General features: G+C 63.0%; 27 protein-coding genes. 17 read left to right on the top strand and 10 right to left on the bottom strand.

From position 1 onward, the window contains the following. Positions 1–12 precede the first annotated feature (12 nt). The 3 genes from AC1DPF_RS03710 to uvrB all read right to left on the bottom strand — a co-directional run bounded on the left by AC1DPF_RS03710 (position 13) and on the right by uvrB (position 3,623). Positions 13–633 (bottom strand): DJ-1/PfpI family protein, encoded by a 621-nt coding sequence (locus tag AC1DPF_RS03710; RefSeq protein ID WP_477870115.1) that lies wholly within the window; start codon positions 631–633, stop codon positions 13–15. 62 nt (positions 634–695) lie between these two features. Beyond that, a complete protein-coding gene (locus AC1DPF_RS03705) occupies positions 696–1,130 on the bottom strand; it encodes a DUF1810 domain-containing protein (protein ID WP_477959755.1) in 435 nt (144 codons plus the stop codon). Between the two features lie 309 nt (positions 1,131–1,439). Next, a complete protein-coding gene (uvrB, locus tag AC1DPF_RS03700) occupies positions 1,440–3,623 on the bottom strand; it encodes an excinuclease ABC subunit UvrB (RefSeq protein WP_477959753.1) in 2,184 nt (727 codons plus the stop codon). A 107-nt stretch (positions 3,624–3,730) separates the two neighbouring features. Between uvrB and AC1DPF_RS03695 the strand changes: the two genes are divergently transcribed. The 3 genes from AC1DPF_RS03695 to AC1DPF_RS03685 are packed head-to-tail and all read left to right on the top strand — an operon-like array spanning position 3,731 to position 6,599. Beyond that, positions 3,731–4,828 carry an acyltransferase family protein gene (locus tag AC1DPF_RS03695; protein WP_477870109.1) on the top strand — a complete coding sequence of 366 codons (1,098 nt, stop codon included), beginning with the start codon at positions 3,731–3,733 and terminating at the stop codon, positions 4,826–4,828. 31 nt (positions 4,829–4,859) lie between these two features. Further along, positions 4,860–5,693 (top strand): 2OG-Fe(II) oxygenase, encoded by an 834-nt coding sequence (locus AC1DPF_RS03690; RefSeq protein ID WP_477870107.1) that lies wholly within the window; start codon positions 4,860–4,862, stop codon positions 5,691–5,693. Between the two features lie 42 nt (positions 5,694–5,735). After that, positions 5,736–6,599, top strand: a complete 864-nt coding sequence (locus tag AC1DPF_RS03685) for a sulfotransferase family protein (RefSeq protein ID WP_477870105.1) — start codon at positions 5,736–5,738, stop codon at positions 6,597–6,599. Between the two features lie 102 nt (positions 6,600–6,701). Here the strand turns inward: AC1DPF_RS03685 and AC1DPF_RS03680 are convergent, their stop codons facing one another. The 4 genes from AC1DPF_RS03680 to AC1DPF_RS03665 form a co-directional block, all read right to left on the bottom strand. Continuing rightward, the gene (locus AC1DPF_RS03680; protein WP_477870103.1) at positions 6,702–6,866 is read right to left on the bottom strand and encodes a hypothetical protein; all 165 of its coding nucleotides are present in this window, start codon (positions 6,864–6,866) and stop codon (positions 6,702–6,704) included. Between the two features lie 146 nt (positions 6,867–7,012). Then, entirely contained in the window at positions 7,013–8,104 is a 1,092-nt protein-coding gene (locus tag AC1DPF_RS03675; RefSeq protein ID WP_477870102.1) for an acyltransferase family protein, read from the bottom strand. Positions 8,105–8,233: 129 nt separating this feature from the next. Continuing rightward, a complete protein-coding gene (locus AC1DPF_RS03670) occupies positions 8,234–8,683 on the bottom strand; it encodes an acyltransferase family protein (protein WP_477870100.1) in 450 nt (149 codons plus the stop codon). Further along, positions 8,673–9,800, bottom strand: a complete 1,128-nt coding sequence (locus tag AC1DPF_RS03665; RefSeq protein ID WP_477870098.1) for a glycosyltransferase — start codon at positions 9,798–9,800, stop codon at positions 8,673–8,675. Before AC1DPF_RS03665 ends, AC1DPF_RS03670 begins: the two co-directional genes overlap by 11 nt. 141 nt (positions 9,801–9,941) lie before the next feature. Here AC1DPF_RS03665 and AC1DPF_RS03660 point away from each other — a divergent pair, with 141 nt between their 5' ends. The 5 genes from AC1DPF_RS03660 (at position 9,942) to AC1DPF_RS03640 (ending at position 14,211) form a co-directional block, all read left to right on the top strand. Continuing rightward, complete coding sequence (locus AC1DPF_RS03660; protein WP_477870096.1) at positions 9,942–10,418, top strand: DUF3617 domain-containing protein; 477 nt, start codon at positions 9,942–9,944, stop codon at positions 10,416–10,418. Continuing rightward, complete coding sequence (locus AC1DPF_RS03655) at positions 10,409–11,242, top strand: arylamine N-acetyltransferase family protein (protein WP_477870094.1); 834 nt, start codon at positions 10,409–10,411, stop codon at positions 11,240–11,242. The genes AC1DPF_RS03660 and AC1DPF_RS03655 overlap by 10 nt, the downstream gene beginning before the upstream one ends. 112 nt (positions 11,243–11,354) lie before the next feature. Then, positions 11,355–12,641, top strand: coding sequence for an MFS transporter (locus AC1DPF_RS03650; protein WP_477870092.1), 1,287 nt, complete (start codon positions 11,355–11,357; stop codon positions 12,639–12,641). A gap of 8 nt (positions 12,642–12,649) precedes the next feature. Beyond that, positions 12,650–13,420: an NRDE family protein gene (locus tag AC1DPF_RS03645; protein WP_477870090.1), complete on the top strand. Its 771-nt coding sequence runs from the start codon at positions 12,650–12,652 to the stop codon at positions 13,418–13,420. 53 nt (positions 13,421–13,473) lie between these two features. Then, positions 13,474–14,211: a hypothetical protein gene (locus AC1DPF_RS03640; RefSeq protein ID WP_477959751.1), complete on the top strand. Its 738-nt coding sequence runs from the start codon at positions 13,474–13,476 to the stop codon at positions 14,209–14,211. Between the two features lie 113 nt (positions 14,212–14,324). On the opposite strand, the gene AC1DPF_RS03635 is transcribed toward AC1DPF_RS03640, so the two are convergent. Continuing rightward, a complete protein-coding gene (locus AC1DPF_RS03635; protein WP_477959749.1) occupies positions 14,325–15,848 on the bottom strand; it encodes a fumarate hydratase in 1,524 nt (507 codons plus the stop codon). 122 nt (positions 15,849–15,970) lie between these two features. Between AC1DPF_RS03635 and phhA the strand changes: the two genes are divergently transcribed. From phhA to AC1DPF_RS03600, 7 genes are all read left to right on the top strand, one after another. After that, the gene (phhA, locus tag AC1DPF_RS03630; RefSeq protein WP_477959747.1) at positions 15,971–16,870 is read left to right on the top strand and encodes a phenylalanine 4-monooxygenase; all 900 of its coding nucleotides are present in this window, start codon (positions 15,971–15,973) and stop codon (positions 16,868–16,870) included. 184 nt (positions 16,871–17,054) lie between these two features. Next, complete coding sequence (locus AC1DPF_RS03625; protein WP_477959745.1) at positions 17,055–17,399, top strand: hypothetical protein; 345 nt, start codon at positions 17,055–17,057, stop codon at positions 17,397–17,399. A 625-nt stretch (positions 17,400–18,024) separates the two neighbouring features. Beyond that, complete coding sequence (locus AC1DPF_RS03620; protein ID WP_477870081.1) at positions 18,025–18,432, top strand: hypothetical protein; 408 nt, start codon at positions 18,025–18,027, stop codon at positions 18,430–18,432. Positions 18,433–18,499: 67 nt separating this feature from the next. After that, entirely contained in the window at positions 18,500–19,465 is a 966-nt protein-coding gene (locus AC1DPF_RS03615; RefSeq protein WP_477870080.1) for an SGNH/GDSL hydrolase family protein, read from the top strand. Beyond that, positions 19,462–19,899, top strand: a complete 438-nt coding sequence (locus AC1DPF_RS03610; protein ID WP_477959743.1) for an SxtJ family membrane protein — start codon at positions 19,462–19,464, stop codon at positions 19,897–19,899. Before AC1DPF_RS03615 ends, AC1DPF_RS03610 begins: the two co-directional genes overlap by 4 nt. Next, positions 19,823–20,071: a DUF5989 family protein gene (locus AC1DPF_RS03605; RefSeq protein ID WP_477959741.1), complete on the top strand. Its 249-nt coding sequence runs from the start codon at positions 19,823–19,825 to the stop codon at positions 20,069–20,071. Before AC1DPF_RS03610 ends, AC1DPF_RS03605 begins: the two co-directional genes overlap by 77 nt. Positions 20,072–20,082: 11 nt before the next feature. Continuing rightward, a complete protein-coding gene (locus tag AC1DPF_RS03600; RefSeq protein ID WP_477959739.1) occupies positions 20,083–21,918 on the top strand; it encodes a carbamoyltransferase family protein in 1,836 nt (611 codons plus the stop codon). 96 nt (positions 21,919–22,014) lie between these two features. On the opposite strand, the gene wecB is transcribed toward AC1DPF_RS03600, so the two are convergent. Then, positions 22,015–23,112 (bottom strand): non-hydrolyzing UDP-N-acetylglucosamine 2-epimerase, encoded by a 1,098-nt coding sequence (gene wecB, locus AC1DPF_RS03595; protein WP_477870072.1) that lies wholly within the window; start codon positions 23,110–23,112, stop codon positions 22,015–22,017. A 7-nt stretch (positions 23,113–23,119) separates the two neighbouring features. Further along, positions 23,120–24,055, bottom strand: coding sequence for a cation diffusion facilitator family transporter (locus AC1DPF_RS03590; RefSeq protein WP_477870070.1), 936 nt, complete (start codon positions 24,053–24,055; stop codon positions 23,120–23,122). Positions 24,056–24,446: 391 nt separating this feature from the next. Between AC1DPF_RS03590 and AC1DPF_RS03585 the strand changes: the two genes are divergently transcribed. Beyond that, positions 24,447–25,640, top strand: a complete 1,194-nt coding sequence (locus tag AC1DPF_RS03585; RefSeq protein ID WP_477959737.1) for a type III PLP-dependent enzyme — start codon at positions 24,447–24,449, stop codon at positions 25,638–25,640. A 119-nt stretch (positions 25,641–25,759) separates the two neighbouring features. Continuing rightward, positions 25,760–26,812 carry a 1,9-bis(guanidino)-5-aza-nonane synthase gene (locus tag AC1DPF_RS03580; protein ID WP_477870066.1) on the top strand — a complete coding sequence of 351 codons (1,053 nt, stop codon included), beginning with the start codon at positions 25,760–25,762 and terminating at the stop codon, positions 26,810–26,812. The last annotated feature ends 9 nt before the right edge of the window (positions 26,813–26,821 follow it).

Genomic DNA, 26,821 nt, shown 5'->3' with positions numbered 1-26,821 from the left:
CACCGGGCGCCTCTACACGGTGACCGCAACGGGAACAGGCAGAAACGGGCTGACGACGGCAAGCGCCCGGTCGACCCAAGCCTGCTTCTCGCCGACCGGCGCGACATAATGGAGTGCCGCGGCGGCAGCCTCGATGCCACTGCCCCGGGCGATCAGCCAGGCCGTCAAATATGTCGACGCCAGGCATCCACCCGCGGTCGCGACATTGCCATGCGCCACGAACGGCGCATCGATGACTTCGATCCCGGCTTCCATGACCCAGGGCTTGGTGGTCAGGTCGGTGCAGGCCGGCAGGCTACCGATCAGCCCGAGCTTGGCGAGCAGCAGCGTGCCCGAACATTGCGCCGCGATCAGCTGGCGCGCCGGATCGAGCCCTATGCGTGCCAGCATGCGCGGATCGGCTGCGATCTCACGCGTCCTGACGCCGCTGCCGATCACCACCGCATCGGCCTCCGCAGCAAACTCGAGCGGCTTCTGGCGCTGCACGACGACGCCGTTCATCGACGCGACCGTCTCGCTGGGGGCGGCGATATGCGCCATCCAGCCCCTTGCGCGCATCCGATTGAGAATGCCCGCCGCGACGAAGGAATCGAGCTCGTTGAAGCCGTCGAAGGTGAGCACAGCAATCTGCATGGGGCGTGAGCACAGCATGTCGTGAAGCGTCAGGCAAGGCCAGTCCGGCGGGCTGCGCCCGATCAACAGCCCGTGCTGGCGAGCAATGCCATGGTGGCCTCATCGACCTCGCCATCGAACCAACGCTTCAGCGCCGCCTCGAACAGGGAGCCTCCATCCGCGCGTCCAAACAGGGTCAACGAAGATTGCAGCTTGCGCGCGTCCACCGCCCCGAACACAGCTCCGGCGTCACGCTGGTCGAGGTCCTGTACCGCGGTAACGCATGCCCGCAGGCGTTCGCCGAGGATCGGATGCTGGAGATAGGCGCGCGCTTCGTCGAGGGAGCGGATCGCATAATGTTGCGCCGTCGCGCTGCGGCCGAGCCCGGCGAGCTGCGGGAAGATGAACCACATCCAATGACCGTGCTTCTGCCCGTCCCGGATCTCGGCCAATGCACTGGAGTAAATGCCTTCCTGCGCGGAGACGAACCGCTGCAGATCGAACCGGTCAATCGTCACTTCCGTCGCGGCGCGTACCGCCTCCCGCTGCTGTTGTGGTTCGCCCTGCCTCAGTCAGCGGAGCCGTCGGGCTCTCCACGGTGCGCACTTCGCTTGGCGGGCGCTATTCGCGATGCGAGGACATAGCGGCTGAGTTCATGCCAAGCTTCGGACGTGGGCTGCGTAGAACGGGCACGCGATGTTCCGGACGTGCGACTCGTCTCGTACATGATGCTTCCTCCTGTTACTCCCCTGATTCCACTATAAATACTTATCCGCAGTTCGGCACGAAAATTCGCGTAACGAGTTAAGATTCCGTAGCGGAATGTCTCAGCGCCGCTTGGCGGCCCGCATCTTGCTATATTTGGTGGTGCGCGTTCCGGGTTTGCCGCCGGTGGCATGGGCCTTGACCGGCGCTCGATGCTCCTGGACCGGCAAGCCGAGCTCCTCCTGCTCCAGCCGGCGGATCTCGTCGCGCAGCCGTCCGGCCTCTTCGAACTCGAGATCCGCCGCCGCCGCGCGCATGCGCGCTTCGAGGTCCTCGATATAGCCGCGCAGATTATGGCCGACCATGTGCGAGCGCTCGTCGATGCCGGTGTCGACCGTGACCTGGTCGCGCGACGCGAGATGGCCGACGATGTCGGTGATGTTGCGCCGGATCGTCTCCGGCGTGATCCCGTGCTCCTGATTATAGGCGGCCTGCTTCTCGCGCCGCCGCGCCGTCTCGGCCATCGCACGTTCCATCGATCCGGTTATGCTGTCGGCATAGAGGATCACCCGCCCATCGACATTGCGCGCGGCGCGGCCAATCGTCTGGATGAGCGAGGTTTCGGAACGCAGGAAGCCTTCCTTGTCGGCATCGAGGATCGCGACCAGCCCGCATTCGGGAATATCGAGCCCCTCGCGCAGCAGGTTGATGCCGACCAGCACGTCATAGACGCCGAGCCGCAGGTCGCGGATCAGCTCGATGCGTTCGAGCGTCTCGACATCCGAATGCATGTAGCGGACCTTGATGCCGGCCTCATGCATATATTCGGTCAGGTCCTCCGCCATTCTCTTGGTCAGCGTGGTGACCAGCGAGCGATAGCCCCGTTTGGCGGTCTCGCGAACCTCATGGACGAGGTCGTCGACCTGGCTCTCGATCGGGCGCACCTCGACGGGCGGATCGATCAGCCCGGTCGGGCGGATCACCTGCTCGGTGAAGACGCCGCCGGTCTGCTCCATCTCCCAATTACCTGGCGTCGCCGAGACATAAACTGTCTGGGGCCGCATCACCTCCCACTCCGCAAAGCGCAGCGGCCGGTTGTCGATGCAGGACGGCAGGCGGAAGCCATATTCCGCGAGCGTGATCTTCCGCCGGTGATCTCCCCGCGCCATGCCGTTGATCTGGCCGATCGTCTGATGGCTTTCGTCGACGAACAGCAGCGCGTTTTCCGGCAGATATTCGAACAGCGTCGGCGGCGGCTCGCCCGGCATGCGGCCGGTCAGGAAGCGCGAATAATTCTCGATGCCGGCGCAGCTGCCGGTGGCCGCGATCATCTCGAGGTCGAAATTGGTGCGCTGCTCCAGACGCTGCGCCTCGAGCAGCTTGCCTTCGCCGACCAGTTCCTTGAGCCGTTCGGCAAGTTCGAAACGGATCGCCTCCATCGCCTGCTTCATCGTCGGGCCGGGCGTGACATAGTGCGAGTTGGCGAACACGCGCACCGAGTCGAGGCTTGCCGCCTTCTTGCCCGTCAGCGGATCGAATTCGACGATCTCCTCGATCTCGTCGCCGAAGAAAGCGACCCGCCACGCGCTGTCTTCATAATGCGACGGAAAAATCTCCAGGCTGTCGCCGCGCACCCGGAAATTGCCGCGCGCGAAGGCAGCATCGTTGCGCTTGTACTGGAGCGCGACGAGCTTGCGGATGATCTCGCGCTGGTCGACCGTCTCGCCCTTCCTGAGGTCGAAGATCATCGCCGAATAGGTCTCGACCGAACCGATGCCGTAGAGGCACGATACCGACGCCACGATCAGCACGTCGTCGCGTTCGAGCAGCGACCGGGTCGCCGAATGGCGCATCCGGTCGATCGCCTCGTTCACCGAGCTTTCCTTCTCGATGTAGGTGTCCGAGCGGGGCACATAGGCTTCGGGCTGATAATAATCATAATAGCTGACGAAAAACTCGACCGCATTGTCGGGGAAGAACTGCTTGAATTCGCCGTAAAGCTGCGCCGCCAGGATCTTGTTCGGTGCGAGCACGAGCGCCGGACGCTGCAGCTGCTCCACCACCTTGGCCATGGTGAAGGTCTTGCCCGATCCGGTGACGCCGAGCAGCACCTGATCGCGCTCGCCTGCGTCCGCCTGGGCAGTCAGCTCGGCGATCGCGGCAGGCTGGTCGCCCGACGGCTCATAGTCGGACACGAGCTTGAACGCCTTGCCGCCCTCGGTCTTTTCCGGGCGCTCGGGACGATGGGGTATGAAGGTCTGGCCGAGATCGACATCGTCGAGGCTGGTGCGGATCTGGATGGTCATGGAACAAATATAGTCCGAAAGCCGCGCCTGACAATCTTGCCGAGCCCTGTCCGCGTCGTTAGCGAGGAACGGTGGGGGCGCCGGGACAAATCAGATCGCATAGCGGAATGCGCGGCATAGCGGCGCTGATGGTGCTCTTCTATCACGTTCAGTACGGTGCCGATTATCATCTGCCATTCGAGCAAGCGACCGCCCTTTTCCAGCGCGGCTATCTGATGGTGGACCTGTTTTTCATCCTTAGCGGGTTCATCATCAGCCATGTCAATCGCGCCGATCGCGGCGTGGCATATGACCGGAAGGAAGCCCGCGACTTCCTGTTGCGCCGGCTGGCGCGGATCTATCCGCTGCTGCTGTTCACACTCGTCGCACTGCTGGCATTCCGAATCATGGCGCAAATGCTGGATGTAGGTTCGGCGATGGTGCCGTGGGACCGGCATAGCATCCTAAACTTGGTGGCACAGCTGCTATTGCTCAACGCCTGGCTGCCCTTTGGTGGAGGCTGGAACACGCCAAGCTGGTCGATCAGCGCCGAGATGTTCACTTATCTCCTGTTTCCGCCGATCGTCTCGCTGAACTGCCGGATGCCGATGCTGAACCGGGCCCTGCTGCTGTTCGCCGCCACTCTCTTCTATGCTCTGGTCGCCGTCGATTCGGGATCGCTCGACATCATCGCCGGCATAGCACCGTTCCGCTGCCTCGCGGGCTTCTCCGTTGGCATGCTGATATTCTATGGCCGCGAACGCATCGCGGCCTTGCCGCCGACTATGCTCGCCACGCTGCAGATAGTCGCCGGCGTGGCGAGCATCCTGCTCCTCGCGGTTTCCTCGAACGATGTGCTGATCATCCTGCCTTTTGCGCTGCTGGTGGCAAGCTGCTGGACCGATTGCGGTCCCGTCGGCCGCGCGCTCGGCTGCGCGCTCGGCTGCGCGCCGCTGCTATGGCTTGGGGATCGTTCCTATTCGATCTACCTCAACCATCTGTTCATAAGATCAATATTCATCGTGCCCTGGAGCTATATGACGCGCCATATCGCACTCGACCCGGCCATCGCGCGGACGGCCTATCTGATCGGATATACGGCCATCGTGCTGCTGGTCTCCCATTTCACCTTCCGGTTGATCGAGATTCCCGCTCGCCGCCGGCTGACGCAAGCATGGCTCGGCCATCCGCCAGTCGCGATCGCGGCCGCAGCGCCTGCCCCATGACATCGATCGTGAGATTGTGGATCAAAGCCGCATGAGCATCCTCACCTTCTCCAATCACCGGGGTTGGCTTGGCTTCGACGCAGCCCAATGCCGGAAGATCGGCACCGACTACGCAGCGGCCTATGCGGCCGCGCAGCCCTTTCCGCATATCGTGCTCGATGAGTTGCTTGATCCCGCGCTGCTGCGCGACATGGCCGCCCAATTCCCGTCGGCCGAGGGCAAGAGTTTCTTCGACCGCGATCAGGAGCGGCTCAAATTCCAGTTCGCGCCCGACGAGATCATCGATCCGCGCCTGCGCCATCTGTTGCTCGAACTCAACGGTCCCGCTTTCCTGGGTTTCCTCGAAGCACTCACCGGGATCGCAGGTCTCATCCCGGATCCCTATTATATCGGCGGCGGCCTGCATGAGACGCGGCCGGGCGGGCATCTTTCAATCCACGCCGATTTCAACCTGCACAAGCCGATGCTCGTCGAGCGGCGGCTGAACCTGCTCATATACCTCAATGAAGATTGGCTTCCTGATTATGGCGGCGATCTCGAACTCTGGGATCGAGACATGAAAGCATGCGTCGCAAAGGTGGCGCCGATCCTCGGCCGTGCGGTGATCTTCAACACCGATGCCGACAGCTATCATGGCCATCCCGAGCCGCTCACCTGCCCGCCCGGACGCGCCCGCCGCTCGATTGCGACCTATTATTATACCGCGCCGCAGACCGAAGCCCTACGCAGCCGCACGACCTCCTTCCGCCGCCGGCCGGGCAGTTCGGACCGCCGCGACATGCGGGTAGCGGTCGATCATTTCGTTCGCGACTGGATTCCGCCACGTCTCCAACCCTTCGCACGGCGCTTCAACCGCTTTCGCTGACTGGCGCTTGCCTTCAGGCACGATTGGCGCGATCAATCCCGCGTGGCCTTCAAACCCTGTATCTTGATCGTCGGCGCCATGAAGTGCGGCACCACGTCGCTTTATGATTATCTGGCGCAACATCCCGACATCGCCTCCTCGGCGGAAAAGGAACCCAAGTATTTCTCGTCCGACGAGCGCTTCGCGCGCGGACTCGGTTGGTATGAGGGTCTCTATCCAACCGCAGGCGACCGCCGGTGGATTCTCGACGGCAGTACGGACTGCAGCAAATATCCCTATTGCGGCGATGTGCCAGCGCGGATGGCGGCCTCGGGTGGCGCTTATAAATTGATCTATCTGGTGCGGCATCCGCTGCGCCGCATCGAATCTCATGCGCGGCACGCCCAGTTGATGCGCGACGAGGTCAACCAGATTCGGTCCGATCGACCCGACCATAGCCTCGATCATGGCGTGAGCCCGGTATCGCTAGCCGCGTCCGACTATGCGGCACAGATCGACCGTTTTCGCTACTGGTATGACAGCGGCGACATGCTGCTGCTTACGACCGAAGAGCTTGAGCGCGATCCTGAAGCGCTGGTGGAGCGGGCCCTAGACTTTATCGGCCTGCCGCCACTTGCCTCGCTGCGGCGGCCCCGCTTTCAAAACCGGGCGGGTGAGCGCAAGGAGCCAATAGGCATCACGCGCCTGCTACGGCGTGCACCGGCCATCTACCGCGCACTGGGCGCGTTGCTGCCGCCTGCCGTGCGCGCCAGGGGACATCGGCCGATCAAAATTCCAGGGCGTTTCCGGCTCACGCCGGACGAAGAAACCGCGCTGATCACGAGCCTGACACCATCGCTGGTCCGGCTGCGGGATGTCTACGGCCTCGATGCGGAGCATCACTGGAATATCCCGCTGCCTCAATAGGTGAGGGAGCAGGCTTGAACCGTGACGGCCAGCCGTTAAAAAATCGCGGCGGTAAGGGCAAAAGCCTGATGATCGGAATTGCGCGCTTGGGCGCCACCTTTATTACACCGCGCCCCAGGCCGACGGCCTGCGCAGCCGCACCACCAGCTTCCGCCGCCGCCCCGGCAGCGGCGACCGGCGCGACCCGAAAGTGGCGGTCGACCATTTCATCCGCGACTGGGCGCCGCGCAGGTTGCAGCCCTGGGCCAGACGGTTGAACAGATTCAAATAGAGCGACTGGAAGGCCCGTCACCCAATAGCTTGTGCTCCTCGATCGCGCGCGACCAGATGGTCGAAGCTGGCGCTGCCGGGGACGACGAGGTCCCGCAGATAGCCGATGGTGAAGCTAGTCTATTGACTGATTGACGCTTAGGTCACGTCGGTCGCGCATGCTCCCAGATCGCATCTAGCCTTTCGAGAATGATGCGTTTTCTAGCCAGCAGTGGGTTTTCGACCAGCCTCCAGGACACTGCAGCGAACGCTACGCTTCCGAAGAGACTGATGATAGCGAAGGGCCACCACCATCCCATGAAGCGACCCACCAAGGCCATTAGCATCTGCGTGACGGGGAAGTGGAACAAATATACGCCGTAAGACAGATCACCGAACGGTAGGGCCGGCAATTGCTTCAAACCGAACCAAGCGATGAAATAACCTGTTGGAATCGCAGCCAACCACCATAGAGCCGGATATCTGAGTAGAACAGAAATCAATGCCAGTGAGGCCCATCCCAGTAGATCGGAGTACGGAATCCGACTCCGGTAACGATAGACCAACACCCCCGCCAGAAACATGAGTATAAGAATTCGACCAGTAAAATGACCGGCAACCATCGAACCCGTGGAGTCATCGTTTTTGATAAACGCAATATAGATTGTCCGTGCAATTATCAAAATAATCGTTAATATTAGTAGATAGCTGCGTCTCCATATGAGGCCGAGTAGTGACAGTAGGCTCAGAACGGCGTAGCATTCAAGCTCGAAGGGAATGGTCCAGAGCTGCGGATTCGAGAGGCTGGACAAAGGGTTTTTTGGGAACACCCCAGGCAGCGTAACATGAACCAAACCTACAATATTCAGGAAGTAGGTCGAAAACTCTCTGGAAGTGAAATACTGTCCGAGCGGTAGACTGGTGAACAGGGCGCCGATCACACAAGCGGATATGATGATCTCAAAAGCAAGTGCCGGAATAATCCGCAAGACGCGAAGCGCGAGAAAATGATGGAGCCGATTGCGTTCAAGGCTTCCTGCAACAAGAAACCCGGAAAGCGCGAAAAACATCGGAATGAAGCTCTGTGGTACGAATGCGAGCCAACCGCGCCAAAGGGGCAGATCCCACGCAAGTCTTCCCGTGAATATCCACCACGAATGCCAGATGCATATAGCAGCCGACAAACCGATACGTAAATAGTCAAATCCAGCGGAGTTCGACTTAGAATCGAATCGAGAACCGACGGTTTCTTGCATAATTACTCGTTCACATCGAAGGATGACAAATCATTTTCTAACATAATGCAATCAATGACGAGGCCAAATTTCGCGGCGCGGGCGACGGATGCGATTGCACTGGATTTTTGCGTACTCTCCTCCGTCGCATTAGCAATTATCATCTCCCGCTGGATGACACGCTGCGGTGTGAGCAGCGCGGGCTGTTTTCAAGCCAACAAGAGGTCGTTCCCAAGCCAGTCCAAGCGTCGCCAGCGCGGTGCCGCCATCGATCGGCGCCTCGCCCGGCGGCCAGCCGTAGCTGGAGAGAGCCATCAGCACGAGCACCAGCACGAGCAGCCCCGGCCAGACACGCGAGAAGCGACGCGCGAAGAACGGCCGCAGCGGGAAGCCGTCGACGAACAGGATCTGCGCCATCAGCCGTCCCGACAGCGCGAAGAACAGCTCGACGCCGAGCTGGCCCCAGCGGATCGCCGGAAGGCCGGTGAAGTGGCCGATCAGCACCAGCAGGATCGAGACGCCGCGCCACCCGTCCAGATAGGCGGTGCGGGCATGATCCTCGTGCCGCAGCAGCGGCGGCTGGCTGGACCTAGCGTCCACACAGCCCCGCGACGAAGCGTTCGAGGCTGGGGCCGGCGAGATACTCGACCACCCGCTGCCGTGCGGCTGCAGCTATCTCCGCCAGCCACTCAGGCCTGCGCAGCGCCTCGCGGACCTTCTCATCGAGGTCGGCAAGGTCCCACCGCACCGGAATATAGGTTTCGAACGGCACGAAGATGTCGGGATCGCACTCGATGTGCGACATGTCGGGCTTGACGAGCACCGCACCGCACAGTGCAGCCTCATAGTCGCGCCAGCACAGCTCGCCATAGCCGAACGGGCTGAAACACAGCTTCGACGCCCGCAACTCGTCCAGGAAGGCCCGCCGCGAGATCCTGCCGCTCGCCGCGACCCGCAGATCAGGGAAGCTTGATCCGACCTTGTCGGCCGCCTCCTGCCGCATGGCCTGGTACCAGGGCGTGCCCTCGACGGCGATCCGGGCATGCAGGTCGATCGGGCGATGGGCCGATGCGGCGGCGGGCCGTTCGAAGCCCGGCAGCAGCGCCGGCCCGGTCGCGAAGGCCGGGCCGATCATCAGCCGATCGACGATCGACGGATCGACCCGCCACTCCGGCGCCGGATTGTCGGTGCCGAGCCGGCGGCTGAAATGATCGGTAAGCTGGGTATGGCCATCGGTCGGCATCATATAGGCGCCGCGGTCGCGCAGCAGCGCTTTCTTCACATAATGCGAGACATAGGGCGTCACGCGCTCCGAGAAGCGGATGTCGGTCGGCGCGAACCAGTCCAGAAAACTCAGCGGCGTATCGGGATGCGCGGCCTTCAGTCCGCCGAGCAGCCGCTCGATCTCACCGTCTCCAGCGCCATAGGGCGCCTGCACCGCTATCGCGGCCAGGTCGCTTCCAAGATCCGCGACATCGATATGGTGATAGTCGAACACCCGAAACTCGGTCTGCGACGCTGCGAACCGTGCCCGGTAGCGCAGCAGCGGATAGATTTGCGGCCATGCCAGCACATCGTTCATCGCGATCAGCGCGATCCGCCGCCTCGAGCCCGGCGACCATGGCCTCGCCAGCCACGCCCGTGTCGCGCGCGCCGTGAAGCCGAGACGACGCCTGCCCAGCAGCCGGACGCTAAGTTCGTCTCCATTCCAGACCATCGACACGTGGCGCAGCTACCCCCCGGCAGACCCTATCAGCACAGCCGGCCCGTGGCGACAGATCGCCGCCCGCCCGGCCGAGCAGGCTTGAACCTTAGCAGTCAGCCGTTAATGGATCGAAGTCGTGAGGAGAACAGTCCGATGAGTGCGGGAAACGGCAAGAAAACGCGTCACATGGCGACCGGCTTCATTCTGCTCGCGTTGGCCGCGCCGGCCGCTGCCGACGGCTTCGCGCCGGGCGCGTGGCAGCATCAGACCAAGACGATCAGCGCCGACGTGCCCGGCGTCCCGCAATGGGTCGTGAAGGTCTTCGCCGGAAACAGCAGCCGCAAGAGCTGCTACACCGCGCAGCAGGCGGTGAGCCGCCCGGAAGCCTTGCTGACCCAGGACGACGCCGCAGTCTGCAAGCTGCGCCGCTTTTCGCTCGTCGGCGGCAAGCTCGCCTTCGACACCTTCTGCGTCAACAAGCGCTTTCCCGAAGGGCTGCTGGTCGCATCGAAGGGCAGCTATACCCCCGACAGCTACGAGATTTCGACGATGTCCACCGGCACCAAGGATGGCGCGCCGGTCAGGATCGTGACCACCGGCACCGGCCACCGCACCGGCCCATGCAAATAAGCGCACCGATCGACCTAGACAGCTACCTCGCCCGCATCGGCCTGGGGCTGCAACCGGCCGCCGATGCCGAGGGACTGGCCATCGTGCAGCGCGCGCACCGCCTGTCGATTCCCTTCGAAAATCTCGACGTGCGGCTGGGCCGCGGCATCAGCCTCGATCCGGCCCATGTGTTCGACAAACTCGTCCATCGCCGCCGCGGCGGCTATTGCTTCGAACAGAACCAGCTGTTCCTGCGCGCATTGACCGCGATCGGCTTCGATGCGCGGCCGCTGCTCGCGCGGATCTGGCTGATGGCTGACGGAGTCCCGCCGCGCACCCACACCCTCAACCTGATCCAGATCGAAGGCGAACCCTGGATCGCCGACGCCGGCTTCGGCGGCAGCTACTCGCCGCCAATGAAGCTGTTCGAAGGCTCGACTGCGACCGCGCCCGACGGCGCCCAATTCCGCCTCTCGCTGATTGAAGACCATGGCTGGCTGCTCGAACGGCGCGGCGACCCGGCTGCGACCGATGGTCGCTCCGCCGGCGTAGATTGGCAGCCCCAGTACAGCTTTACGCTGGAGAATGTCGCATCGGCCGATCTCGAGCTGTCCAACCATTGGTCCTCGACCCGGCCGAATATCCGCTTCACCAACCTTTCGGTGGTCAGCATCTGTCTTCCGTCCGGCTTCGCCTCGCTCACCGATCGCCACTATCGCCGGCGCAACGGCGATCAGCATGTCGAGGCCGACATCGAAAGCGCGACGGCATATCGGCTGCGCCTGAACTTCGTGTTCGGGATCGCGCTCGACGATGTTGAAATCGGCGGGCTGGGTCTGTTTTGAGCCGATCCCTCATCTCTCTTCGTCATCCCAGCGAAAGCCGGGATCTCATTTCTTCTTCCTCGCGGCCAGGAAGACAGAGGGATTTCAGCGTTCGCTGGAATGACGAACAGAGGTGAGAGCAGAAACCCGCCGCCCCAACGCCGTCCGTTCGGTCGTCGGCGGTGCGCTCGGCAATCTCGTCGAGTGGTATGACTGGTATATCTACTCCGCCTTCTCGCTCTATTTCGCGAAGAGCTTCTTCCCGAAGGGCGATCCGACCGCGCAATTGCTGAGCACCAGCATCGTGTTCGCGATCGGCTTCCTGATGCGGCCCCTCGGCGGCTGGCTGCTCGGGGTGCTCGCCGACCGCTACGGCCGCAAGAGCGCGCTGACCTGGTCCATCACGCTGATGTGCGCCGGCTCGCTGATCATCACGTGCACCCCCACCTATGCGTCGATCGGCCTCGCCGCGCCGCTGCTGCTGGTCGTCGCGCGGATGGCCCAAGGACTCAGCCTGGGCGGCGAGTTCGGCACCGCTGCCACCTATCTCACCGAGATTGCGCCGCCCGACAGACGCGGTTTCTGGTCGAGCTTCCAATATGTCACGCTGATCGCCGGGCAATTGCTCGCGCTCGCGCTGCTGGTGCTGCTGCAGTTCGTGTTCCTGACCGAAGCCCAGCTCGAATCCTTTGGCTGGCGGATCGCGTTCGCGACCGGCGCCATCCTGGCGGTCACGGTGTTCTGGCTCCGTCGCGGGATCGACGAGACACCCGATTTCCTCGGAGAAGGCACGCGGAAGCGCAAGGGAGGTCTCGTCACGCTGATCCGCGAGCAGCCGAAGCAGGTTGCCCTTGTGTTCGGCCTGTCGATCGGCAGCAATGTCAGCTTCTACGCCTTCACCACCTATATGCAGAAATATCTGGTCGCGAGCGCCGGCTTCGCCAAGGACCAGGCGTCGCTGATCTGCTCGGCGGCGCTGATCTTCTACATCGTCATCCAGCCGTTGCTCGGCGCCCTCTCCGACAGGATCGGCCGCAAGCCGCTGCTCTACTGGACGTGGATTCTGGGCGGGATCGCCACCGTGCCGCTGTTCACCGCGATCGGCGCGGCGCAGAGTATGGTGAGCGCCTTTCTGCTGATCTGCCTCGCCTATCTGATCATCTCCGGATCGAGCGCCACCAGCGCCGTCGTCAAGGCCGAGCTGTTCCCGCCGCACGTCCGCGCGCTGGGCGTCGGCCTGCCTTATGCGGTCAGTCAGGCAATTTTCGGCGGCACCGCGGAATCGATCGCGCTGTCGTTCAAGGCCGCGGGGATCGAGGCCGCGTTCTTCTGGTATGTGGCGGCCTGCATGGCCATCGCCCTCGTCACCACGTTCTTCCTGCCCGAGACACGCTGGCCCGGCGGCAGGCCGAAACGGTAGAGCCGCCGATGTGCGTCCTCGCCATGGCCTGGCAAGCCCATCCGCGCTGGCGGCTCGTCATCGCCGCCAATCGCGACGAGTTCCATGCCCGCCCCGCCGCTCCGCTGGCGCGCTGGCAGGATAGCGGACTGCTCGCGGGCCGCGACCTGCAGTCGGGCGGCACCTGGCTGGGCGTCTCCGAACGAGGTCGCTGCGCTGTCGTCACCAACCTGCGCGGTTTCGGCTCGCCCGGGCAGGACCGGCCTTCGCGCGGCGGACTGGTGACCGGCCTGCTCAAAGGCACCGATCCCGACAGCATGGCGATAGACGCCTATAATCCGGTCAACCTGATCGCGATCGACGGTGATCGCGCCCGCTTCCTGTCCAATCGTCCGGCGGCGTTGCACACCAGCCTCGGTTCCGGCCTCTACGGCCTGTCCAACGGGGCGCTCGACGAACCCTGGCCCAAGACGCTAAGGCTCAAATCCATCCTTCTGGATTGGCTAATGGGCCCGGCCGACACGCCCGAGCTGCTGCTCGAAGGCCTGCGCGAGGAAGCGCTTCCCGATATCGGCCTCGACCCTGTCCAACCCTCCGACGTGCCGCAGGAACCGAACCACAGTCCGATCTTCATCCGAAATCCGGTCTATGGCACGCGGTGCAGTTCGGTGATCGCGGTCGACGGCGAGGGTCGGGGGCTGTTCGTCGAGCGCCGCTTCACGGCGGCCGGCGATGCTAATGGCGATACGACCCTGCCTTTTTGCTGGCCGGTTCATCCGGGAGACAGCGTGGCATCATAGAGACGTGCCGATCGGGTTGCGGCATGTCGTCGCGGTGTTTAGGGGCGATCCTCATGCGTCCGGCCTTCCGAACACTCCTGCCGGCGCGGCGCCCCGAGCTGTTGACGCGGCGCGCCATCGGGCTTTTGCTCGCCGCCGCCGTCCACCTGGTCGCTGTCCTCCTGGCCTTCCTCATGGCGCCGCCGCTCGCGGTCAGGAAAGTCGAGCCGGAGTATAAGAGCTTTCCACTGCTCGCGCTGCGCGAACCCAAGGCCGAGAGGAAGGCCGCAGCACGCAAGGCGACGCCCAGGCCGGTCGAAGCCGTGACCGCGCCGAAGCTGCCAGATCCGCCGCTGCCGGCGGCCGCACCGCTCAGGATGATGCTGGTCAGCAGCGACGTGTTCGCCGCCAGCGATATCGGCAAGATCCCTTCACGCACACAAGGGGCAAGCGGCACCGGCGGCACCGGCTCCGCCGACAGCAGCGGATCCGGCGAAGGGCCGGGCGGCGCGCGCCTCTACAACGCCGAATGGTATCGCGAGCCGACCCAGGCCGAGCTCGCCTATTATCTTCCGAAGGGCACGCCGCGATCGGGATGGGGCGAGATCATCTGCCGGACGATCGCGGACTATCGCGTCGAGGACTGCCGCGAGCTGGACGAGGGGCCGATGGGATCCGGCATGGCCCGGGCCGTCCGACAGGCCGCCTGGCAATTCCGCGTCCGCCCCCCGCGTGCCGACGGCAAGCCGCTGATCGGCGCCTGGGTCCGCATCCATTATTCGCTGACCGTGAACGGAGAAAAGGGCGGCTAGCCCCCTTATCCCTCCACGTCATCCCGGCGGAGGCCGGGATCTCAGGAGTGCCGTGCCACCCCTACTCCGCCCTCGCCGACCGAGGCCCCGGCCTCCGCCGGGGCGACGGCGCCTTACGCGGTCTCGAGCAGCTTCTCCTTGGCGATCTTCTCGCGCCACACCAGCGGGCCGGTGTGGTGGACGCTCTCGCCGGTCGCGTCTACGGCCACCGTGACCGGCATGTCCTTAACATCGAACTCGTAGATGGCCTCCATGCCGAGATCGGCGAAGCCGACGACCTTGGCGCCCTTGATCGCGCGGGCCACCAGATAGGCCGCACCGCCGACCGCCATCAGATAGGCGGCCTTGTGCTTCCGGATCGCCTCGATCGCCGCAGGCCCGCGCTCGGCCTTGCCGACCATGGCGATGAGGCCGGTCTGCTCGAGCATCATGTCGGTGAACTTGTCCATGCGGGTCGCGGTGGTCGGGCCGGCGGGGCCGACGACCTCGTCGCGCACCGGATCGACGGGGCCGACATAGTAGATCACCCGGCCCTTGAAATCGACCGGCAGCGGCTCGCCCTTCGCCAGCATCTCCTGGATGCGCTTGTGCGCGGCATCGCGGCCGGTGAGCATCTTGCCGTTGAGCAGCAGCCGGTCGCCCGGCTTCCAGCTCGCGACGATCTCGGGGGTCAGCGCGTTCAGGTCGACGCGGATCGACTCCTTCGACGGCGCCCATTCCACCTTCGGCCATTCGTCGAGATTCGGCGGATCGAGATAGGCCGGGCCCGAGCCGTCGAGATGGAAATGCGCATGGCGGGTCGCCGCGCAGTTCGGGATCATCGCCACCGGCTTCGATGCCGCATGGGTCGGATAATCGAGGATCTTGACGTCGAGGATGGTCGAAAGGCCGCCAAGCCCCTGCGCGCCGATACCGAGCGCGTTGACCTTGTCGAAGATCTCGATCCGCAGCTTCTCGATGTCGTTCTGGGGGCCGCGCTGCTTGAGCTGGGCCATGTCGATATCGCCCATCAGCGATTCCTTGGCCATCGTCATCGCCTTTTCGGCGGTGCCGCCGATACCGATACCGAGCATCCCCGGCGGGCACCAGCCGGCACCCATCTTCGGGACGGTCTCGATCACCCAGTCGACGATCGATTCCGATGGGTTCAGCATCGCGAACTTCGACTTGTTCTCCGAACCGCCGCCCTTAGCCGCAACCGCGACCTCGACATGATGGCCGGGCACCATCTCGACGTTGAGCACAGACGGCGTGTTGTCCTTGGTGTTGACGCGGCTGAACGCCGGGTCCTTGAGGATCGACGCGCGCAGCCGGTTTTCGGGATGGAGGTAAGCGCGGCGAACGCCCTCGTCGACGACCTCCTGCAGGCTTCTCTCGGAATCCAGCATGCACTGCTGGCCCCATTTGATGAAGACGGTGACGATGCCGGTATCCTGGCAGATCGGACGGTGGCCCTCCGCGCACATCCGGCTGTTGGTCAGGATCTGCGCGATGGCATCCTTGGCGGCTGGCCCCTGTTCCGCCTCATAGGCCGCGCCAAGCGCCCTGATATAATCCATCGGGTGATAATAGCTGATATATTGGAGCGCGTCGGCGACGCTCTCGATCAGATCGGCTTCCTTGATGATGACGGTCATGGCCCCGGCTCCCGCGATGCTGCTTTATGCATCCACATAGACGCCAAAGGCAGCGCCGGTCAGCCCTAAAATGCGGTCGATGCACCGGTGTAAATGGTATCATCTGTTGCTATATCGCTGTGATGCTCAAGACCGACGAGACCATAGCCGCTGGCCCGCCCCCGGGCGCCGCACCCGACTGGACCATAGCCCAGGCGTGGGACAGCTATAGCCTTGCCGAGCATGCGATGTGGGATCGGCTGTTCGCGCGCCAGTCGGCGATGTTGCCGGGCCGGGTCGCGCCGGCCTTCCTCGAAGGGCTCGATATCCTGCGGCTGTCGAAGCGCGGCATCCCCGATTTCGCCGAACTGTCCGAGCGGCTGATGGCAACGACCGGCTGGCAGGTCGTCGCCGTGCCGGGACTGGTGCCGGAGGACGTCTTCTTCGAACATCTCGCCAACCGCCGCTTCGTTGCCGGCCGGTTCATCCGCACGCCCGAGCAGGTGGACTACCTACAGGAGCCGGATATCTTTCACGACGTGTTCGGCCACGTCCCGCTGCTCGCCAACCCGGTGTTCGCCGACTATATGCAGGCCTATGGCCGCGGCGGTCTCCGCGCCCTGGAACAGGGCGCGATCGACCGGCTGGCGCGCCTTTACTGGTATACCGTCGAATTCGGCCTGGTCCGCGACGGCGCCGAGGGTGATGGCGGCCTCAAGCTCTACGGCGCGGGCATCGTCTCCTCCTATGGCGAGTCGATCTTCGCGCTCGACAACCCCTCGCCCAACCGGCTCGGCTTCGACCTCAGGCGGGTGATGCGCACCCGCTACCGGATCGACGACTACCAGCAGAATTACTTCGTGATCGACAGCTTCGACGATCTGCTCCGCCAGACGATCGAAACCGACTTCGGCCCGGTCTATGCCGAGATCGCGGAGCAGGACGACATCGAGCCGGGCGAGATCGTCGCGGGCGACCGGGTGTTAACGCGGGGAACCCAAGCCTATGCGCGAGCGCGGGAGGGGCTGGTAGCGGGGGATTGACCCCAAGGCGAATGCAGACATCCGCCTATCAGCTTCATCCGCATCGAACATGTTTCTGAGCCGACATTGACGTACCTGCTGCCGAAGGATGGCAAGCTCCGGCGGAGACTAGGAGTTACATATTATGCGCAAGAGAAATCGCGATCGCCGGGAGGTATCGATTACGATCGAACCACCTCTGGGGATGAGCATCATGCACAAAATCACGCGCCTGACCCTGATTGTCGCGACGCTGGGCTGGTGCTCGCTGTCCATCCCCGCCTTCGCTGCCGGCAATCCCAATAACGGCAACAGCGGGAACGGGAACGCGAACGGCAATGCCGGCCATGGCAACCCGAATAACGGGAACAACGGCAACACGGGCTCGAACGGCAATGCCGGTGGCGGCGGTAATGGCGGTGGCGGTGGTGCTCACGGTACTCCGGCGCCGATCGCCGGCATCGGCTTGGGCGCCCTCCTTGTTCTGGGAGCGGGAGGAAAGATGCTGAGCCGGCGATTCCGCGGTGAACGCGATACGAAGAGCTCCTGACCCGACACGGGCGACCGCTGACTGCCTTTGCCAGAGGATCGCGCTAAGGCGTTTGCTGTCATCGACAGATCGCCGCTGTCGATGCGCAGGCGGGAAAGCTAGCGTTCACGCTACTTCGGCAAGTCCTGCTAGCACGCTTTCCGTTGGATGGCGTGATCGGCATCCTCCGTCCGCGACAATGTCGACGGTGATGGCGGCTTGACGCTCGACGGCGCGGTATCGTCTCCTCCTATGACAGCGATCTGCGCTGATCCCTCGACGAACCGGCCCGGCTTCGAGCTCAGGCGGGTGTTGCGCACCCGATATCCGGATCACGATTACCCGCAGACATATATCGGGATCGATGGCATCGACTACCTGCTCCGCCAACCGGCGACAGGGTGATCGCTCACCAGCTTCGGGTAATCACGCTCGGATTCTAGCGCCCTCCTCTAAACGATGAATTTCTCGCTCAGGTTACCAAATTTCGTGTCGTCGCTGGCACATGCTCAATGTTGTTACCAACAAAGGCCTATTTGCTAATCTTATGCGCGCTGCGGAAATCACAGATGAACATGTAGGTCTGGGGTCACGCGGTTGTCGGAGCCCCGAGCCAGCTTCCGCGGGTGCCATCGGAGACGGGCGCATGGCCATTCAGGCAGTTATCGAGTTGGTCTTCAGGCATGGCTGCGTAGCCTTCCAGCCACTGTTGCATCATATCTACCGCAGCAGTGCGCATGGCATGATTGCCTTGGTCCTCAACGATATCAGCCCTGATGCGATCGACCAGTCGCTTGATACTGTGGTTAAAAAACTACCGCTGACGATTCCGGGCCTCCGATACTTTGTGCCCCTCGATGATGACTTGCCGACTGTAATTTACGAGGCGAGCCTTATCTTTGCATCAACCCGCTCTTTTCGAAAGTGGCTCGTCAGTCTCGGGGTAGACGAGAGCTTCGTGATGCCTTTGCATTCACTCGGTGCACGGCTGCCGCACCGCCGGTCGAGCTTCGCCATTTCAGCCTTGCAAGATAGGGAACACGCCCTTGGCTAGTACGATAGTTGCCCAGCAACGCCCATCGTCCAAGCTCCGCAAAATATTCGCCAATGTAGGCTTGTGCATGGCGTCGCTCATTATCGTGCTGTTCGGCTGCGAGATAGGTGCTCGGATCCTGCTCTCCGATATAGGCACGACGGGCAACCGCACTGATTACTTTTCGCAGAGATGGTATACCAGCCACCCGCCCCAAAAAAATCGCCTTGGATTTCGCGACCGCGACTTCACGCCGATGGCTCAGCCCGGCATCTTCCGGATCGCAATTATAGGCGATAGCTTTACCTATGGCGCGGGGATCATGGAACGGGATCGCGTTTCCGATCGCCTAGATGAGCTGCTTAACCGGCGAGAGCATCGCTACGAAGTGCTTAATTTCGGCGTGCCCGGTGCCAACTACGCCGAGCATCGCGCGAACATGGCGGTCGCAATACGTGCTTCGCACCCACATTTCATTTTGTTGCAATGGTATCTGAACGACGTCGACGATCCCCAAACGCGCCGTCCCGATCCAAAGCAGCCTGGATGGATCCTGCATGAACCTCTGTCCCGCTCATCAGCGCTGTACATGTTGCTCTCCCATGCTTTCGCCGATGCCCAGATCCGGCTCGGACTTGTAGATCCCGATGCCTATTATGCGCGCTTCCGCGACCCCCGCGACGAACTCGCGCAGCGCGCCGACGCTCGACTCGCGGAGGTTCTGAATGTCGCCCGTGCCGCGGCGATACCGATCGCGATCTACATCTGGCCGGAGCTTGGTCGTCCGATCGGCCTCAGCCCGAACGATGGCTTGATCGACAAGCTCCTGGAGCGGTGCCATCGGGAACGCATCGCCTGCGTTGATCTGCGTCCGGCTCTGGCTGCTGTGTCGGATCGGAAAAGCCTGATCGTAAATCGCTTCGATGCGCATGCGAGCGCATACGCCAATCAACTTGCTAGCGACGTTCTTCTTCGCCGCTTCGGCCCGGCATGGGAGCAACAGTCACGGGCGGCAACGGCCGGCAATCAGCAACCGAGGAAGGGTAAGCCATGAGCAGCCACGCCCACGAGGAATTCATCGAGTACAAGGATGTTAAGCTTCCATCGGAGCGCAGCTTCGGCTGGACGGTGGGCAGCGTGCTGTTGCTTTTCTGCATAACCAAGCGACTGATCCATGGCGCCTGGACGGTCGACACAATGGCCACTGGTTGTGCCGGCTTGGCTCTGATCACTGTCGCTGTCCTGGCTCCCCAGGGACTGGCGCCCTTGAATCGCCTTTGGATGCAACTCGGAGCACTGCTCGCTCGCATAACGAACCCGGTGATCATGTTTGCAATTTTTGGACTGATCTTCACTCCTTACGCCCTGGTAATGCGGCTTAGCGGACGGGACGCCCTGCGCCTCCGCCGCGATGCCAACGCAGCGAGCCACTGGATCGATCGCGATCCCCCGGGGCCGCTTCCGCGTTCAGTCGAGCACCAATTCTGATCGAACCAGAAAGGAACCCATCATGGAGTTTGCACGAGAGATCTGGGCGTTCCTGGGAGCCCGGCGGAAATTCTGGCTTCTTCCGATCCTTTTCGTACTGGCGATATTTGGCGGCCTTATTCTGTTGACCTCGGGCACAGCGCTCGCGCCATTCATTTACACTCTGTTCTGATCGGGTCCCACATGCGAATTCTAGGAATTTCGGCATTTTATCACGACAGCGCTGCGGCTTTGATCGAGGACGGCAGAATTGTCGCTGCCGCGCAGGAGGAGCGCTTCACGCGCAAGAAGCATGATCCTCGATTTCCGGCATCGGCGGCAACCTACTGCCTGGAGGAGGCGGGTTGTGGGCTCGACGGCGTCGACCACGTCGTTTTTTACGAAAAGCCGTTCGCGAAATTTGAGCGGCTATTGGAAACATATCTGGCCACGGCACCTCGAGGTTTCGCATCCTTCCGCCGTGCAATGCCAGTTTGGCTGAAGGAAAAGCTCTTCCAGAAGTCAATGCTGCGCTCTGCGCTCCAGGCACTCCCCGGCGGCGGCGGACGGGATGACGCCATCCTGTTCGCGGAACATCATGAGTCGCATGCGGCCAGCGCGTTTTTCCCTTCGCCGTTCGAGAGTGCCGCCGTGCTCACCATGGATGGTGTCGGCGAATGGTGCACCACCTCGCTTGGCGTCGGCCAAGGAAACCGCCTCGCCATCCATAGGGAACTACATTTCCCCCATTCGCTTGGTCTGCTCTATTCCGCGTTCACCTTCTACACTGGCTTCCGTGTTAATTCCGGGGAATATAAGGTGATGGGGCTCGCCCCCTATGGGGAGCCGCGCTTCGCCCAGACTATCTTGGACCACCTGATCGATCTAAAACCGGATGGATCGTTCTGGCTCGATCAACGCTACTTCGATTATGCGACCGGCCTCACCATGACATCGCCCGCGTTCGATGCGCTGTTCGGCGGTCCTCCGCGAAAGCCGGAAGACGACCTGACCCAGCGGGAAATGGACCTGGCTGCGTCCATCCAGAAAGTCACGGAAGAAGTGGTGCTTCGGCTTGCACGCCATGCGCGCACCCACTTCGGAGAGCGGAAACTGTGCCTTGCCGGCGGTGTGGCCCTCAACTGCGTCGCAAATGGTCGGCTTCACAGAGAAGGAATCTTCGACGATATATGGATACAACCTGCTGCGGGTGACGCGGGGGGTGCGCTCGGAGCCGCCCTTTCGGTCTGGCACCAATATTGCGGTCAGCCGCGGAGCATCACTCTGGAGCGGGACCAGATGCAAGGCGCCTATCTCGGCCCCGCTTTCGAACAGGTCGCGATCGAAAAAGAGCTACGCAGTTGCGGCGCCCAATATACCGTTCTGGATGAAGCGCAGCTGATTTCTGCCACGGCGGATTCGCTGGTAGAGGGTAAGGCTGTAGGCTGGATGCAGGGCCGAATGGAATTCGGCCCACGCGCGCTCGGTAACCGCTCCATTCTAGGCGACCCGCGCTCGCCGACAATGCAGAAGCTGCTCAACCTGAAGGTGAAATATCGCGAGAGCTTCCGCCCCTTCGCTCCGTCCATTCTTCGGGAGGATGTTGCTGACTGGTTCGATGTGGATACGGACAGTCCGTACATGCTGCTTGTCGGCGACGTGCTCCACGAGCGTCGACGCAAAATGACGAACGCCGAAGAGGCGCTATTCGGGATCGAAAAGCTCAATGTTCCGCGGTCGGAAATCCCGGCCGTCACGCACGTTGACTATTCTGCTCGTATTCAGACGGTTCACCGAGAGACAAACCCTAGATATTGGCAGCTGCTTTCGAACTTCAAGGAGCGCACCGAATGCCCCGTACTGGTGAACACCAGCTTCAATGTCAGGGGCGAACCGATCGTCTGCAATCCTGAAGATGCCTTCCGCTGCTTCATGGGCACGGAAATCGAGCGCCTCGTTGTAGGAAACTGCATCCTGCGGAAAGAGGATCAGGACCCATCATTGGCAGCCGATTACAAGGCGGCTTTTGAACTTGACTAGGTCGTAATCGGGGGTTGAACGATAGCGGCGCAAATTAAACCGTTGCTGTACTGGCGGCGGAAACTGGCCGCAAAGCTGTCGCCACCCGACCCCGCCCTACGCCCCCATCCGCCGCCGCAGATCCTCAACACAGCGCCCGGCGGTCTTGCCGTCCCAATATTCCGGCCGCTTGCGGTCCTGCTTCGGTTCTGCGAGCGCGGCCAAAAGCCGCTCGAGCAGATTGCCCGCATTCACCAGTTGCGCGGTGCCCTCGCTGATCGTGATCGGCCGTTCGGTATTTTCGCGTAGCGTCAGGCAGGGAATACCGAGATAGGTGGTTTCCTCCTGGATGCCGCCGGAATCGGTGATCACCGCGGCGGCCCCGGCGACCAGGCTCATGAAGCGGACATAGGCGGCCGGCCCGACCAGCTTCATGCCTGCGCCTTCCAGTCTGGCGATGCCGGCGTCGCCCAGCCGCTGGCGGGTGCGGGGGTGAACCGGGAAGATCAGCGGCAGCTGCGCCTGCACCGCGACGAGTGCGTCGACCAGCCGCTCTAGCTGTTCGGGCAGGTCGACGTTCGACGGGCGATGCAGCGTGACCACGCCATAGCCGCCCGGCTTATGTCCAAGTTCGCCCGGATAGTCCGCCGCCAGGATCGCCGGGCGGACCAGCTCATAGCTGTCCATCATGATATTGCCGACGCGGGTGATGCGTTCGCGCGGGATGCCTTCGGCGATCAGATTGTCGTCGGCATCGGGCGACGGCGTCCACAACACGTCCGCGAGCACGTCGGTCACCAGCCGGTTGAGCTCCTCCGGCATGTCGCGGTCGCGGCTGCGCAGGCCGGCTTCGAGATGGACGATGGGAATGCGCAGCTTGCCCGCCGCCATCGATGCCGCCGCGGTCGAATTGACGTCACCGACCACGATCAGCCAGTCCGGCCGCTCGGCGATCGCCAGCGCCTCATAGGCGATCATCACCCTGCCCGTCTGCTCGGCGTGGCTGCCCGAGCCGATGCCGAGATGATGGTCCGGCGCCGGCAGGCCCAGGTCGGCGAAGATGTCGTCCGACATCGCCGCATCGTAATGCTGGCCGGTATGGACGATCACCGGCGCAAAGTCCGCGGTCGCCTTCAGCGCATGCCAGAGCGGCGCGACCTTCATGAAATTGGGGCGCGCGGCCGCGATCAGGTGGACGATGGCAGGACGGATCATGCAGCCCTCAATGCTGGTGCGCGGGCGCGCAATCGCGCCGCTCGTCGGCGCAGGCGCCATGCTCGATCTGGAATGTCGAGTGGCCGATCCGGAACTCGTCGCGCATCAGCTGCGCGGTTTCGGCGAGGAAGGCGTCGTTCTCGCCCTGAGACGGCATCAGCAGGTGCGCGGTCAGCGCCACTTCGGTGGTGCTGGTCGGCCAGATATGGACATGATGGACGGCGCCGACGCCGGGCAGGCCGGCAAGCCGCGCGCTGACCTCGTCGACATCGATGCCGCCCGGAACGCCATGTAGCGACATGCTCAGCGCATCGCGGAACAGGCCCCAGGTGCCGGCGACGATGACCGCGACGATCACCAGGCTCATCGCCGGATCGATCCAGGACATCCCTGTCCGCGCGACGATCAGCCCCGCCACGACCACGCCTGCGGACACCGCGGCATCGGCCGCCATGTGGAGGAACGCCCCGCGGATGTTGAGATCATGTTCGCGGCCGCGCAGGAACAGCAGTGCGGTGCCCAGGTTGATGACGATGCCGACCGCGGCGACCGCCATCATCGCGCCGCTTTCCACCGGCGCGGGGTGCAGCAGGCGCTGGACAGCCCCCAGCGCGATCGCCCCGCAGGCGACCAGCAGCAGGATCGCGTTGAACAGCGCGGCGAGGATCGACGATCCCCGAAGCCCATAGGTGAAGCGCGCGCTCGCGGGCCGCTTCGCCAGGGCATAGGCCGCCCAGGCCATCAGCAACCCGAGCACGTCGGACAGGTTGTGCCCGGCATCGGCGATCAGCGCAATCGATCCGGACAGCCAGCCTGCCGCGCCCTCGACGATCACGAATCCCAGGTTGAGGGCCACGCCTATCGCAAAGGCGCGGCCGAACTCCTTGGGCGCATGCGAATGCCCGTGACCATGGCCGGAATGCTCGTGATGCTGATCTGCCATGCCGCCGGCCTACACCCTGGCTTGGAGGATGAGGAAGGCCGTCGGCAGCGCGCCCCGGGACGCCGGCCCGTCGCTATCGGCGACAGCCGCGGCACGGCATCCTGGGGCAGGTTCGAGCGTCATTACGCAGCCAAGCCATAGCGCCGGGCCAAACGCAAGCGCGGCTCGACCGATTCGCGCCGGAAAAGCGACGAAACCCGTCAACAGCTTTTGATGATTTTATCCTATTTTCCATGGACTTGATCGACAATATGGCCGCTCGACGCGACGAGCTGCAGATCGCAACTTTACATAGCTGTTATCGCACCATATATCCGCGCCTCCGCTGCCCCATGGGACTTCCACCGCAAGGCAGCTTTCTTGCCAACGTTACACCCGGAGGTCCCTTGAGTTGCACAAGCATCATAGCGCGCTGGGGCTAGCTGCGTCCCTGAAGCCGGTTCAGCCGGTTACGCTCCTTCGTCCCCACGCCGCCGCGCGGGCTGCCCGGTTCTTCGTGGAGAAGTTCCAGGGGCGATCCATGTATGCGGTCAAGGCGAATCCATCGCCCGACCTGATCCAGATCCTGTGGGATAATGGCGTGACGCATTATGACGTCGCGTCGATTGCCGAGGTGCGGCTGGTCGCGGGGCTGCTGCCCGGTGCAACACTCTGCTTCATGCACCCGGTGAAGGCCGAGGAGGCGATCGCCGAGGCGTATTTCACGCATGGCGTCCGCACCTTCTCGCTCGATTCGATCGAGGAGCTGGAGAAGATCGTCCGCGCCACCCAGGCCGCGACCGACCTGACCCTGTGCGTGCGGCTGCGCGTCTCCTCAGAGATGTCGAAGCTTAGCCTCGCGTCGAAGTTCGGCGTCGAGCTGAGCGAAGCGAAGGAGCTGCTGATCCGCACCCGCCAGGTGGCGGACGCGCTCGGCATCTGCTTCCACGTCGGCAGCCAGGCGATGAGCCCGTCGGCTTATGTGCAGGCGATGGAGAAGGTGCGCGCGGCGATCGTCCTGGCGGCCGTCACGGTCGACGTGATCGATGTCGGCGGCGGTTTCCCGTCGGTTTACCCGGGGATGGAGCCACCCGAACTCGAAGGCTATTTCGACGCGATCCACAAAAGCTTCGAGAGCCTGCCGGTCAGCTATTCGTCGGAACTGTGGTGCGAGCCCGGCCGCGCGCTGTCGGCCGAATATGCCAGCCTGCTGGTGCGGGTCGAACGCCGCCGCGAGCACGAGCTGTACATCAACGATGGCGCTTATGGGGCGCTGTTCGATGCGGCCCATATCGGCTGGCGCTTCCCGGTGAAGCTGCTGCGCGACACGCCGTCGCGGGCGCGGGACCTGGCGTTCAGCTTCTACGGCCCGACCTGCGACGACATGGATCGCATGGCGGGCCCGTTCATGCTGCCCGCCGATATCGGCCCCGGCGACTATATCGAGATCGGCATGCTCGGTGCCTATGGCTGCGCGATGCGCACCGGCTTCAACGGCTTCACCGCCGGCGACCGGGTGGTCATGGACGACGAGCCGATGGCGAGCCTCTATGTAGCCGACGACGAGGTCCGCGAGGCGGTTCCGTCGAACGTCATCAAGCTGTAAGGGCTGACGACCACATTAATCCGTCATCCCAGCGAAAGCTGGGATCTCGTTTCCTTGCCAGAAACAAGGGAGATCCCAGCTTCCGCTGGGATGACGGCGATTGATTTCTGGAGAAGACAATGACCGAAGTGGCCATCAACGACACCCGCAAGGCCGAGCTGCTCTCGACCGTGGTCGAGCATATCGATATCAAGAGCTTCGACGCCCGCCCGATCATCGACGCGATGGGCAAGATGAGCTTCACCAGCCGCGATCTCGCCCGTGCCACCGGCATCTACAACCAGATGCTCGAGGATCCCGACTGCACCATCTTCCTGGTGATCGCGGGTTCGACCTCGGCGGGCGGCTGCATGGACGCCTATGCCGAACTGGTCCGCTCGGGCATGGTAGACGCGGTCGTCGCTACCGGCGCGTCGATCGTCGACATGGATTTCTTCGAGGGCCTCGGCCACAAACATTACCAGGCGCTCGAAGTGCCCGACGACGATACGCTGCGCTCGCTGCTGATCGACCGGATCTACGATACCTATATCGACGAGGAGCAGCTCCAGGATTGCGACCACACGATCTACGAGATCGCGAACTCGCTCGAACCGCGCCCCTATTCGAGCCGCGCTTTCATCCGCGAGATGGGGAAATATCTCGTCGAGCACGGCAAGAAGGAGAACAGCCTCGTCAAGCTCGCCTATGAGCATGACGTGCCGATCTTCTGCCCCGCCTTTGTCGACAGCTCGGCGGGCTTCGGCCTCGTCAAGCATCAGGTCGACTGCATGAAGGCAGGCCGCCCCTATATGGTGCTGGACGCGATCGCCGACTTCCGCGAGCTGACAGACATCAAGATCAAGGCGGGCACCAGCGGCCTGCTTATGATTGGCGGCGGCGTGCCGAAGAACTTCATCCAGGACACCGTCGTCTGCGCCGAGATTCTCGGCCATGACGATGTCCAGGTCCACAAATATGCGGTGCAGATCACCGTCGCCGACGTGCGCGACGGCGCCTGCTCTTCGTCGACGCTGCAGGAGGCTGCGAGCTGGGGCAAGGTCAACACCGGCATCGAGCAGATGGTCTTCGCCGAGGCCGGTTCGGTGGTGCCGCTGCTGGCGTCGGACGCCTATCACCGCGGCCATTGGAAAGGCCGTGCGAAGCGGGCGTGGGGCAAGATTTTCGATTGATCGGGCCGG

The organism is Rhizorhabdus sp. P4_G6, assembly GCF_056401045.1.
This window is presented reverse-complemented; position numbering and strand designations above follow the sequence as displayed.